Raw genomic sequence first — 12413 nt, forward strand, 5'->3', positions numbered from 1 at the left:
AAGCCGCGAAGAAGAAACCGGTGAAGACGGCGATTGAAAAGCGTGCAGAGAAGAAAGCCAAGAAAGTCGATATTTTCGGTCATTGATCCCGTCCTTCGGGAGCCCGTCCCCCGGGCTCCCGTTTCAACGCGAAAATAATCTGCAAGATTGCTCGGCTTCGTTGCACAGAGGGGGAAGATTCCCGTTCCGAGCCACGCCATGCCGAATTACTTCGACGCCGACCATCGCCAGCAGATCGAAACCCTGCGCCAGCGCTTCACCGCCCGCACCGAGTGGCCAACGTGGCTGCTGTTGATCGGCGTGTATGGCGGCTGGTTCACCATCATCCTCAATAGCGCCTGGCTGGGTCGCGGCTTGAGCACCTTGTTGCTGATTCCGTTGCTGGTGCTGTGGCTGTCGGTGCAGCATGAATTGCTGCATGGACATCCGACCCGCTCGGTGCGGTTCAACAAAATCCTCGGTTATGCGCCGTTTGCGGTGTGGTATCCGTACACCCTGTATCGCGACAGCCACCTGCTGCATCACCGCGATGAAGACCTGACCGTGCCCGGCATTGATCCGGAAAGTCGCTACCTCACGGCAGCACGCTGGCAGGGCAGTTCGCTGTTCGAACGCAGCCTGCACTGGCTGAATAAAACCGTAATCGGCCGCTTCATCATTGGTGCTCCGCTGGGATTGATCGCGCTGGCCGCCGAAGAACTGCAACGTCTGAAAAACCGCGAGCGTCAGGCCTGGCTCATGTGGCTGACCCACGGAGCCATGACTGTACTGATGTTGTGGTTCATCGCCCGCTACAGCGTGCTGCCGGTCTGGCATTACCTGCTGCTGATCAGCGTACCGGCACTGTCGATCGCGATGATCCGCTCCTACTATGAACACCGTCCGCATGCACAACCGGAACAGCGCACGGTGCTCAACGAGGCCGGCTGGCCTTGGCGCTGGCTGTTTCTGAATCTGAATTTTCATCTGGTGCACCACGACCTACCGGGACTGGCGTGGTACGACTTGCCCCAGGCCTACCGCATGCGCCGCGAGCAATGGGTGGCGCGCAGTGGCGGGTTTCTGGTGCAGGGTTATGGGCAGTTGTGGCGGCAGCACGGGTTCAGACCGATCGACAGTCCGCAGCATCCTTTCCACTAATCTCAAGAACACCACAAAACCCTTGTGGGAGCGGGCTTGCTCGCGAATGCGGTAGAACAGTGACATGTCTGGTGTCTGACACACCGCTTTCGCGAGCAAGTCGAATCGTCGCACCGCCGCTCCCACAGGGGTAAGTATTTGCAGGGAAATAACGTGTATGACCCAACACCATCTCGAACTGCTGATGTACACCGCCCCCGAGCCCATCCGCTTGGCCAACGAACGCTGGATTTCCCGCATCCTCGAACACCTTGGCCACTCCCGCTTGAACGCCGCCAGACTGTCGCTCCCCGAACTCTGGTTATCCCCGGATCTGCTGCTGACCCAAACCTGCGGCTATCCACTGATGACCTTGCTGCGCGATCAGGTACGCATCGTCGGTCGCCCGCGCTACGAATTGCCCGACGCCACTGCCGGCAATCATTGCAGCCTGATTCTCAGCCGTGCTGACGATTCGCGCGAAACCCTGGCGGATTTTTGTGGCAGTCGCGGGGTGATCAACAGTGACGACTCCAACAGCGGCATGAACCTGTTGCGTCAGCGCCTGGCGCCGCTGCAGCGCGACGGGCAGTTTTTCGCCTCGGTCGGCATCAGTGGCGCACACCGCGAGAGCTTGCGCTGGTTGCGGGACGGTCAAGCCGATCTGGCGGCTATCGACAGCGTGACCTACGCCTATCTCGCTCAGCATGCGCCGGAAGAAGTCAGCGGTTTGCGGGTTGTGGCGCGCAGTGCGTTGAGCCCGACGTTGCCGTTTATCACGGTCGCTACCGCTACTGATGAGCAGATCGAACAGTTGCGCCGGGTTATGAATCAGGCGTTGCGTGAGTTGCCGGATGTGGCGCAGACGTTGGGATTGCCTGAGGTGCTGCCGGCCAGTGAAAGCGATTATCGGGTTGTGCTCGACTATCTGCGTGAGGCTGAAGAATTGGGCTATGGCCGCTTGCGCTAAAGATCGCAGCCTTCGGCAGCTCCTACAGGTTGAACGCTTTCCAATTGTAGGAGCTGCCGAAGGCTGCGATCTGTTGCTCTTATATCTCCAAAAAGAATATAAAAATGAAATATAAATATTATTAATGCATAAGTCGCCTTGCTAGGATCGCGCCACCGGATCACCGGACATTCAGCGACCCTTACCCAGGAGCCCTTATGTCCGGCGCCAACACTGCTCACCGCAATCATCTCGACGCTCTGTTCCGCGCCCACTATCGCTGGCTGTGCACTCACCTGCGCCGGCAGCTGCACGACGCCGCCGGCGCGGAAGACATCGCTGCCGAAACCTTCGCGCAATTGCTTCAGGCGCCCAGTGTCACGGCGATTCGTGAACCCCGCGCCATGCTCACCACGATTGCTCAGCGCTTGCTTTATCAGCGCTGGCGACGGGCGGATCTGGAGCGACGGCATGCGCAGCAGATCGACGTCGAGGTCGCGCTCTCGCCTGAAGAAATCGCCCAACTGAGCCAGACCCTCAAGCGCCTCGATCACAGTCTGCAACGCCTGCCGGGCAAAGTCCGCTCGACCTTTCTGCTGGCGCGGATCGATGGCCTGACCTACCCGCAAATCGCCGCCGAGCTGGGCATCTCGCAACGTTCGGTCAGCGTTTACATGACCCGCTCCCAGGCCCTGTGCGACCGCCACAGCGCCAACCAAATCCTGACAGACAAGAGGTCCGCATGAGATCAATCAAAACCCTGCTCGGCCGTTCGTTACTGGCGCTGAGCCTGAGCGTCGGCGCTGTTTCGGCGGCGGAAAAAACCGCACCGATCCACTTCGGTGACATCACTTGGGAAAGCGGCAGTTTCATCACCGAAGTGCTGCGCCTGATCGTCGAAAAAGGCTACGGCTACCCGACCGATACGCTGCCGGGCAGCACCGTCAGCCTGGAAGCGGCGCTGGCGAAAAACGACATTCAGGTGATCGGCGAGGAATGGGCCGGGCGCAGTCCGGCGTGGGTCAAGGCCGCCAATGAAGGCAAGGTCTTCGGCCTCGGCGATACGGTCAAAGGCGCGACCGAGGGCTGGTGGGTGCCGGAATACGTGATCAAGGGCGATCCCGAACGCGGAATCAAACCGTTGGCCCCGGAGCTGAAATCGGTGGCCGATCTGCCGCGCTACAAGGACGTGTTCCGCGACCCTGAAGACCCGAGCCGCGGACGTTTCCTCAACAGCCCGACCGGCTGGACTTCGGAGATCGTCAACAGCCAGAAACTCAAGGCCTATGCGCTGACCGACAGCTACGTCAACTTCCGCACCGGCTCCGGCGCGGCGCTGGATGCCGAGGTGGCATCGTCGATCAAACGCGGCAAACCGGTGCTGTTCTACTACTGGTCACCGACACCGCTGCTCGGGCGATTCAAACTGGTGAAGCTCGAAGAGCCGCCGTTCGATGCCGAGGCCTGGAAGACCCTGGCCGATGCCAACAATCCGAATCCCAAGGGCACTCGCTCGATGCCGGCCAGCCTGGCGATTGGCGTGTCGGCGCCGTTCAAGGCGCAGTATCCGGAACTGGTGTCGTTCTTCGAGAAAGTCGATTTACCGATCGATCTGCTGAACCAGACGCTGGCCGGCATGAGCGAAAAGCGCCAGCCACCGCGACAGGTCGCCGAAGCGTTTTTGCGTGATCAGCCGCAGGTGTGGAAGGCGTGGGTGCCGGGGGAGGTGGCGAGCAAGGTGACGGCGGGGCTTTGAGTTTCAACTGTTTGATCTGTGGCGTTTGAGCCATCGCCTTCGCGAGCAAGCCCGCTCCCACAGGGGGGCGGGCGCGCCACAAATCCAGTGTGGGAGCGGGCTTGCTCGCGAATGATCTAAAGGCCTACACCGCTTCCGCCGCCAACGCCGCGATCACGGTCGGTCGCCGCTCAATCCGCGCCTGAAACCGCGCCAGCGCCGGCCACTGCGCCAGCTCGATCCCGAACAACCCGGCCCAGCGCAACACCACAAACAACAACGCATCCGCGACGCTAAAACCGCTCGGCAGCAGATACTCCTGCTGCTCCAGCACCGCGACCAACACGGCAAAACGCTTGAACAACTTCTCCTTGATCGGTTCGGCCGGCAGACGCTCATCGAACAGTGCGCCGAAGCCGCCGTGGATCTCGTTCGAAATGAAATTCAACCACTCCTGCAAACGCAGCCGTTCGAAACTGCCGGGCGCCGGGGCCAGTCCTGATTGCGGTTGCAGATCCGCCAGATACTGCAGGATCACCGCCCCCTCGGTCAGTACCGCGCCGTTGTCCAGTTGCAGTGCCGCGACGTAACCCTTGGGGTTGATCGCAAGAAAGTCTTCGCCGCTGGCCGTGCGCTTGCTGCGGTTGTCGACGCGGATCAGCACGAAGGGCAGGTTCAGTTCGCGCAACACAATGTGCGGCGCCAGCGAACAGGCTTGCGGGGCGTAATACAGCTTCATCGGCAGTTCTCTGGTAGGGATTTGGCGCCAGTGTCATAGTGCGCCGCACCTTCGGTAAAATTAATCTTTCAGAAAATAGCCATAAGGACAGCTACTGGCATGATGAACCTGATGCATTGGCGGCTGGTGGTCGCCGTGGCGGATCACGGCAACATCACCCGTGCTGCCGAGCGGGTCGGCATGACCCAGTCCGGCGCGAGCCAGGCTTTGGCGCTGATGGAAGAAACCCTCGGCGTGCAACTGTTCAGCCGCGAAAGCCGACAGACCTTGCCCACCGCCATTGGCTTGCCGGTGATCGAACAGGCGCGGCTGATGCTCGGTGCACTGGAGACCATTCGCCAGACTGTCGACAGCGTTCGCCCGATGCTGCGCGGGACGATCCGCCTGGCGAGTTTCCCCATGGTGCTGGCGAGTTTTCTGCCGCCGCTGCTGCGCCAGTTCAATCGGCTGTATCCGGGGATCGAAGTGGTGGCGCTGGAGGTCAGCGACGATGAGGTCGAAACCCTGCTCGCGGCCGGTCTGGTGGATGTCGGCGTGGTGCTCAACCCGGCGCCCGAGCGCAATGCCGGGCCATTGGGTCGGGATGAATGGGTAGCGGTGGTGCCGGCAGGGCATCCGCTGGCGCTGCGAGGAACCGAGCAGGGCGTCAGCCTGCAAGAACTGACGGCGCTGCCCTTTGTGCTGGCCACCGGCGGTTGCTCGACCAACGCCCGCAGCCTCGCCGCCGAAGCCGGGTTGCAGCTGCAGGACGTGCGGGTCGAGGTGCGCGAATGGAGCAGCGCCTTCACGTTGGTGCGGGAAAACCTCGGCGTGACCCTGGTGCCGGAAATGACCTTGCCGGCCGAGCGCCAGGGCTTGCGCGTGATTGCCCTGCAACCACGTATCGAACGGGTCTTTTCGCTGGTGCTGCCTGCGGGGCAGACGCCGCCAGCGGCGGTGCAGGCGTTGCTGGATCTGGTGGTGGAGACGGCAGTCGCGACAGCTCGCTGAACCGTTTCTTGTGCAAAAAGTGCCAGATACTGGCCGACTAGTGGCCTTGCGCACGGCATGGCGCTGGCTATGCTAGCTGTAACTAACTATGTCGACCGTCATCGGTTAGCCGTGATTTCAACGCTGCCAGAGTGCGCAACCCAAGGCACCGGACACTGAACCAACAAGGAGCAAGTTGTACATGGAAGTTTTCTGCACGTTAGGGCTGGCCCGCTGCTGGGCTATCAAGAGAAGGATGTCTTGATTAGAGCGTCGCGGCATGGACACTCCGATTGAACATCATTTATCACCTGACAACTTCCTCCCGTGGAGGAATGCGTGTGCCTGTTCTGTGGAACGTAGTGGTGGATTCTGAAAGACCTGACTTTCATCAAATCAAAAGACCGCGCGGAAGGTGATACAACCATGTTCAACCTACATCACAAGGCTGACCTGCAGGAAATCGAGCGTTTCAGCTGCGCCTTGACCGAAGCCAACGCCAAGCTCGAAGCGATCAGCCGTTCGATGGCGATGATCGAATTTACCCCCGAAGGCATTGTTCTGGATGCCAACGAAAACTTCTGCAAGACCATGGGTTACAGCGCCGAGGAAGTGCGCGGCAAACATCATCGGATCTTTTGCGAAGAAGCGTTTTACCGCAGCGAGGAATACGCAAAGTTGTGGCGCGATCTGGCCCGGGGTGAACCGATCAGCGGCACGTTCCTGCGCTTGAACAAGAGCGGCAGGGAAATCTGGCTCGAAGCCAGTTACATGCCTGTGTACGGCCCGGACAAACAAGTCAAAAGTGTCATCAAGGTCGCGGCGGACATCACCGCTCGGGTCAACAAAGAGCACGAAGAAGAAAGCATGCTGGCGGCGATCAGCCGTTCGATGGCGGTGATCGAGTTCACGCCCGAAGGCAACGTGATTACCGCCAATGACAACTTTCTGAAAACCATGCAGTACTCGCTCAACGAAATCGTTGGTCATCACCACAGTATGTTCTGCCACCGTGCCGAATCCGAGTCGGCGCAATACAAGGCATTCTGGGCATCGCTCAATCGCGGCGAATATCACTCGCACCGTTTCGAGCGCAAGAACAAGTCCGGGCAGATGGTTTATCTCGAAGCCTCGTACAACCCGCTGTTCGACACCAAGGGCCGTTTGTACAAAGTGGTGAAGTTCGCCAGCGACATTACCCAGCAGATGACTACCTTGCAGAACGCCGCGGAATCGGCCCACAGCACTTCGGTACAAAACGACGCCTGCGCGCAAAAAGGCTCGCAGGTGGTGCAGCAAACCGTGCAGATCATTCAGGACATTTCCCGCGACCTCAACGAAGCGGCGCTGAGCATCGATGCGGTGAGCAAACAGTCGGACATCATCGGCAGCATCGTCCAGACCATTCGCGGGATCGCCGATCAGACCAACCTGCTGGCGCTCAACGCCGCGATCGAAGCGGCCCGGGCCGGTGAGCACGGGCGTGGATTTGCGGTGGTGGCGGACGAGGTGCGCAGCCTCGCGGCACGCACCAGTCAGGCGACCCTGGAGATTGTCGAAGTGGTGCGCAAAAACCATGACCTGTCGCTGAGTGCGGTATCGAGCATGCAGTCGAGCCTGAGCCGCACCGGGCTGGGTGTGGAACTGGCGAATGAGGCGGGGGAGGTGATTCTGGAGATCCAGCAGGGATCACGGCATGTGGTGGATGCGATCAGCCAGTTCAACGATACGTTGCAACTGAACTGACACCCATCAACAACTGTAGGAGTGAGCCTGCTCGCGATTGCGGTTCATCAGTTACTGATCCAGTGACTGACACACCGCATTCGCGAGCAGGCTCACTCCTACATTGGTTTCTAAGCGACCTTCAGATCACAGCGAAGCGAGAAACTTGTTCGCCAGTTTGTCGCTGTCCTTGACGTCATTGCCGTTTTCTTTGTCCGACTGCGCCAGTTGCATCTTGTCCTGCAGGCGCTCGGCGATCTCCTTGCCGATGGCCTGCTGCTTCTCCGGCGGCATGGCTTTGATGTCGTCTTCGGTGATGCCCATGCTCTGAAGGACACTGTCACGCAGACGCTGTTCCGGCGACTTGCTCATGTAGTCCTTGAACGCGTCGGTGGCCGAGGTGCCGGTAGTGCTGCCGGCAGCCGTGGCGTCGGTGGTTTGCAGGCCGACGCGGGTCTTGGCGAAGGCTTCGTCGACGTTATCGCTGATGCGCGTGGCGGCGGCCACTTGCTGAGAGGCGATCTGCGTGGCCGAATCCTGGACCGTTGAAGTCGCATCGGTGGCTTGCGACTGGGTCTGGTTCTGCAGCGATTGCAGCATGGCGCCGTGCAGGCCGCTTTGCAGACCGGCAGCGGCGGTCGTGGTCGCGTCTTCCGCCAGCCGCTTGGGCAGGTGGATGAGCTGCTGCTGTTTGGCACTGACCAACATCATGATGGAGACCTTTGGATAATTGCTGACGGGCGTATCCGAGCAATTACCGTGCCTTTGCAGCAAATTCCACTATTTCAAGGAGTTGCTGCTCTGGCATGCGCAACAAAGCGGTCATCCCTTGCCGTCAGGCGGCAGAGGATGACCGTGCGGCCGTCAGCGATGGGCAATGTTTTCCAGCGCCAGATTGCGCGTGCGCGGGCCGAACCAGCCGATGGTCAGCATCACGATCAGCATGCTGCTGACGATGAATGCGAGCACCCCGGGCGTGCCGAAGTGGTCGAGGAACAGTCCGATCAACAGGCTGCTGAACACCGTCGACAAGCGACTGAACGAATAACAGAAGCCCACCGCCCGGGCGCGGATGTTGGTCGGGAACAGTTCGCTCTGGTACGAGTGATAACTGAAACTCAGCCACGCATTGCAAAAGGTGATCATCACCCCGCAGAAGATCAGGCCGAAGGCGCTGGTCTGCAACGCGAACAGAGTGCCGAAGGTCATCGCGCCGAGCGCCGAGCCGACGATCTGCCATTTGTTCTCGAAACGGTTGGCAAACTTCACGAACAGCAACGGCCCGAGCGGGTAGGCGAGGGTGATGATGAACGCGTACATCAGGCTGTGGGTGACGCTGACGCCCTGGCCGGAAAGCAGCGCCGGCAACCAGTTGCCGAAACCGAAGAAACCGATCGCCTGGAACACGTGAAAGACGATCAGCATCAGTGCCCGACGGCGATACGGTGGTTGCCAGATATCGGCGAAACGACCCTTGCCTTCGACATCCACCGGGACGGCTTCGGGGGCATCCAGCGGTTGGCGGTGATCCTTCTCGCAGCGTGTTTCGATGTTGTCGAGAATTCTGTTCGCTTCATCGAACCGCCCATGCTGCGCCAGCCAGCGCGGCGACTCCGGCAGACGCTTGCGCAGCCACCAGATGAACAGCGCAAACACCGCACTCGCCAACACCACCCAACGCCAGCCGGACACACCGAACGGCGCCTGCGGCACCAGCCACCAGGACATGAGTGCCACCGCCGGCACCGAGAGAAACTGCACGAAAAACGCGAAGGCAAACGCCGAACTGCGCATGCGTTTGGGCACCAGCTCCGAGAGGTAGGCGTCGATGGTCACCAGCTCGATCCCGAGGCCTATGCCCACCAGAAAACGCATGCAGATAATGCCCAGCGCCGAGCTTTGAACGCCCATCAGCACCGTGGCCACCGTGTACCAGACCAGCGCAAAAGTGAAGATTGCGCGGCGGCCGAAACGGTCAGCCAACGGACTGAGCAGGCTCGCGCCGAGGAACAGGCCGAGGAAGGTCGCGGAAGCGAAGGCCGCCTGATCGGAGAAACCGAACACGCCCTGATTGCCGGTGGCAAAGATCCCGTCGCGGATCAGCCCTGGGCTGATGTAGGCGGTCTGGAACAGGTCGTAGAGTTCGAAGAAGCCGCCGATCGACAACAGCGCCACCAGACGCCAGATCGTGGCGACGGCAGGGAGGCGGTCGATGCGGGCGGAAATCTCGGCGGCGCGTATCGGGTCGATGCCGTCGCGTTGCGCGGCGGCGGGGGCATGAGCAGTCATCGGCTGATCCATTTTTTATTGATGGAAAAGCTTAGCCTGCTACCGGAGTGGATGGGTTGTGAATATCGGCGGTTTTCCCGGGAATACCGCCGATTTTTTGCAATAACTGCTTACGAATTAACGATTTATGCCGCAGCGGCCGAATCGGGCAGCGCTGAGGCCGGCAAGCCGAAGAGGCGATCGAACAGCCAGTTGAAGGCAAACGTGTAGCACGGGATGAAGATGATCAATGCCAGATCCAGCAGGAATGCCTGCACCAGACTGATGTTCATCCACCAGGCGATCAGCGGAATCAGGAACACGATCAGCGTCAGTTGAAAACCCACGGCGTGGGCGATGCGCCGTTTGACCGTGCGGGTGCGCGACTTCTGGCGGCTTTCCCAGTGCTCGAACAGCGAGGTATAGATGAAATTCCAGGTCACCGCGATGGTGGTGATAATCACCGCCAGTGGGCCGGTGCTGCCGGGCGAAGTGCCGGACAGCAGCGCCAGACCGAGGGCCGAGAAGGTCATGCCGATCACTTCGTATAGCGACACGTAGACCAGTTTGCGTTTGACGCCTTGCATGGGGATTTGCCTCTTTGTTGCAACGTGTTGGCCAGCGGGACTGGCGAAGACGGCGAAAGATAGCTTCAATAGACGTGACAGAAAAAGTCAGAAGCTTTCAGTTTTGCTGATAGGTAGGTGAAGTGAATTTCAACAGCGACAGCATCGAACTGTTTCTGGCGGTGATCGAGCGTGGCTCGTTCTCCGCTGCTGCCCGCGCTTTGGGCCGGGTACCTTCGGCAGTCAGCATGGGCATCGGCAATCTTGAGGCGGAGCTCGGCTATCCGCTGTTCGACCGCAGCCATCGCGAACCCCAACCGACCGCGATGGCGCTGTCACTGGTGCCGCATGCGCGGCTGATCGCCGAGCAGCTCAAGCAGCTGCAAGTGCACGCAGTGGAGCTGTCACTGGGGCTGGAGAGCAAGTTGTCGATTGGCGTGGTCGCGGACATTGACCGGCGCCGCTTGCTCGCCGCGATCAAGGTGATTGCCGAGCGCCATCCGCTGCTCGACATTGAAGTGCTGACCGCACCGCAGGACGACGTGCTGGCGATGCTGCACAGAGGTCGTGTCAGCGTCTGTCTGGCGTTTGCCGGGTTGAGCATGAACGTACTGGAGCGTTTTCAGTTTGTCGGCAGCGAACGGATGATCGCCACGCTGGCGGCGGACAGTCCGTTGTTGCAGGGGCAGGATCTGTTTCTCGAAGACCTGGTGCATGTGCGGCAGATCGTCGTCGCCAGCCGCGACTTGCCGATCAGCGAGACCCGGCCATTGGTGGCCGAATCGCACTGGCGCACCGACACCCTGGAGGCGGCGCTGGAGATGGTCGAGGCGGGACTGGGCTGGGGCAATTTTCCGTTGTCGGTGGTGCAGCCGTGGCTGGACAGCGGGCGCTTGAAGCGGCTGAATTTCCGCAATATCGAGAATGGCCTGGTGCTGCCGGTGCACGCGGTGTGGCTCAAGAGCCAGCCGCTGCAGAAGGGCGCGTTGGCCCTCGTCGAATTGCTCGGCCACTGAGCCCAACACAAACCCCCTGTAGGAGCGGGCTTGCTCGCGAAGGCGTCGTGTCAGCTGGCATTTGCTTATCTGGCACACCGCCTTCGCGAGCAAGCCCGCTCCCACAGGGAGATTGGGTTTCACCTTGGCATTTGTGACCATCCGAGGGATTTCAGAGGTCAAGTACTCTCGCGAATCTTCAACTCGAAGCCCATATCCTCAACCGGTCGCGCCACGCTGTTGCCGGCCATCAGCGTCAACATCTGCTCCGCCGCGCGCCGGCCGATTGCCTCGCGCGGGGTGTTGATGCTGCTCAGGCGCGGCACCATGTGTTCGGACATCGGCAAGTCGTTGAAGCCGAGGATCGCCACCTGCTCGGGGATCCTGATCCCATTGCGCAACGCTTCCAGCAGCGCACCCTGCGCGAGGTCGTCGTTACCAAAGAAGATCGCATCAACGTCCGGATGCGCCGCCAGCAGTTGCAGGAACAGCTCGCCGCCCAGGCCCACGGACGAGGAACGTGGGGTCAGCACTTCCAGATCCGGGTCGTAGCGACCGGCCTTTTGCAGGGCTTTGCGGAAACCTTCGCCGCGCAACAAAGTGCGCTGATCGAGTTGTGCGCCGATGTAGGCCAGACGCTTGCGCCCACGAGAGAGCAAATGTTCGGCAGCGGTTTCGCCGGCATTGAGCTGGGAGAAACCCACGCAATTCACCCCGGCGGCGCTGTCCAGTTCCATCATGTACACACAGGGAATGTTGCTGGCCTCGATCATCCGCCGCGAACTTTCAGTGCGGTCGAAGCCGGTCAGCAGCAAACCGCGCGGCTGATAGGCCATGTAGTTGCGCAACAGGTTTTCTTCTTCATCGCGTGAGTAGTGGAAGTTGCCGATCAGCACTTCGAAGCCCTTGGGCGTGAGTACCCGATGAATGGCTTCCAGCGTATCGATGAACAACAGGTTGGACAGCGATGGCACCAGGACCACCACCGAATGGCTCTGCGCCGAGGCCAATGCGCGGGCGGCAGGGTTGACCACGTAGTTGAGTTCGAGCGCGGCTTTCTGCACTTTTTCCACCAGTTCGGTGGCCACGGTGCTGACCCCGCGCAGGGCACGGGAGGCGGTAATCGGGCTCACGCCGGCGAGGCGGGCAACTTCATTAAGGGTGGGACGGCCGGTGGTGCGAGTGTTTTTATCGTTTTTAGGGGTGGTCATCGGGCGGCTTGCCAAACAAAAATCAAGGCACTAAGGTAGCGCTGTCCTGATGCAGCTGCAAATGCGTAAGCGAGGTCCTGCCTGATCTCGCTTTTTGGCGTTGGGGCGCAAACCTGCTGCAACCCAAAAAAACGACA

Annotated in this window: 12 protein-coding genes; 7 read left to right on the forward strand and 5 right to left on the reverse strand. The window is 60.4% G+C overall.

From position 1 onward, the window contains the following. Positions 1–198: 198 nt before the first annotated feature. The 4 genes from M0814_RS08105 to M0814_RS08120 all read left to right on the forward strand — a co-directional run bounded on the left by M0814_RS08105 (position 199) and on the right by M0814_RS08120 (position 3824). A complete protein-coding gene (locus M0814_RS08105; RefSeq protein ID WP_003227397.1) occupies positions 199–1140 on the forward strand; it encodes a fatty acid desaturase in 942 nt (313 codons plus the stop codon). 157 nt (positions 1141–1297) lie between these two features. Beyond that, positions 1298–2089 carry a PhnD/SsuA/transferrin family substrate-binding protein gene (locus tag M0814_RS08110; protein WP_003227395.1) on the forward strand — a complete coding sequence of 264 codons (792 nt, stop codon included), beginning with the start codon at positions 1298–1300 and terminating at the stop codon, positions 2087–2089. A 197-nt stretch (positions 2090–2286) separates the two neighbouring features. Beyond that, positions 2287–2814 (forward strand): sigma-70 family RNA polymerase sigma factor, encoded by a 528-nt coding sequence (locus M0814_RS08115; protein WP_003227393.1) that lies wholly within the window; start codon positions 2287–2289, stop codon positions 2812–2814. After that, positions 2811–3824, forward strand: a complete 1014-nt coding sequence (locus M0814_RS08120) for an ABC transporter substrate-binding protein (protein ID WP_003227391.1) — start codon at positions 2811–2813, stop codon at positions 3822–3824. Before M0814_RS08115 ends, M0814_RS08120 begins: the two co-directional genes overlap by 4 nt. Positions 3825–3948: 124 nt before the next feature. Here M0814_RS08120 and gstA read toward each other — a convergent pair whose 3' ends face one another. After that, a complete protein-coding gene (gene gstA, locus M0814_RS08125) occupies positions 3949–4542 on the reverse strand; it encodes a glutathione transferase GstA (RefSeq protein ID WP_103486036.1) in 594 nt (197 codons plus the stop codon). Positions 4543–4641: 99 nt separating this feature from the next. Between gstA and M0814_RS08130 the strand changes: the two genes are divergently transcribed. Further along, a complete protein-coding gene (locus M0814_RS08130; protein WP_103486037.1) occupies positions 4642–5532 on the forward strand; it encodes a LysR family transcriptional regulator in 891 nt (296 codons plus the stop codon). 405 nt (positions 5533–5937) lie between these two features. Continuing rightward, positions 5938–7257, forward strand: coding sequence for a PAS domain-containing methyl-accepting chemotaxis protein (locus M0814_RS08135; RefSeq protein WP_103486038.1), 1320 nt, complete (start codon positions 5938–5940; stop codon positions 7255–7257). A gap of 126 nt (positions 7258–7383) precedes the next feature. Here the strand turns inward: M0814_RS08135 and M0814_RS08140 are convergent, their stop codons facing one another. The 3 genes from M0814_RS08140 to M0814_RS08150 all read right to left on the reverse strand — a co-directional run bounded on the left by M0814_RS08140 (position 7384) and on the right by M0814_RS08150 (position 10091). After that, on the reverse strand, positions 7384–7944 hold the full coding sequence (locus M0814_RS08140) for a hypothetical protein (RefSeq protein ID WP_103486057.1): 561 nt from the start codon (positions 7942–7944) through the stop codon (positions 7384–7386). Between the two features lie 156 nt (positions 7945–8100). Beyond that, positions 8101–9525, reverse strand: a complete 1425-nt coding sequence (locus M0814_RS08145; RefSeq protein WP_103486039.1) for an MFS transporter — start codon at positions 9523–9525, stop codon at positions 8101–8103. Positions 9526–9650: 125 nt separating this feature from the next. After that, the gene (locus M0814_RS08150) at positions 9651–10091 is read right to left on the reverse strand and encodes a PACE efflux transporter (protein WP_003227382.1); all 441 of its coding nucleotides are present in this window, start codon (positions 10089–10091) and stop codon (positions 9651–9653) included. Between the two features lie 122 nt (positions 10092–10213). On the opposite strand from M0814_RS08150, the gene M0814_RS08155 reads away from it, so the two are divergent. Continuing rightward, a complete protein-coding gene (locus tag M0814_RS08155; protein WP_103486040.1) occupies positions 10214–11086 on the forward strand; it encodes a LysR family transcriptional regulator in 873 nt (290 codons plus the stop codon). A 158-nt stretch (positions 11087–11244) separates the two neighbouring features. Here M0814_RS08155 and M0814_RS08160 read toward each other — a convergent pair whose 3' ends face one another. Next, positions 11245–12276 carry a LacI family DNA-binding transcriptional regulator gene (locus tag M0814_RS08160; RefSeq protein WP_045122601.1) on the reverse strand — a complete coding sequence of 344 codons (1032 nt, stop codon included), beginning with the start codon at positions 12274–12276 and terminating at the stop codon, positions 11245–11247. Between the last annotated feature and the right edge of the window lie 137 nt (positions 12277–12413).

Origin of the sequence: Pseudomonas sp. MWU12-2020 (genome assembly GCF_023100605.1) — a bacterium.
In the GTDB taxonomy this organism is placed as follows: Bacteria; Pseudomonadota; Gammaproteobacteria; order Pseudomonadales; family Pseudomonadaceae; genus Aquipseudomonas; species Aquipseudomonas fluorescens_H.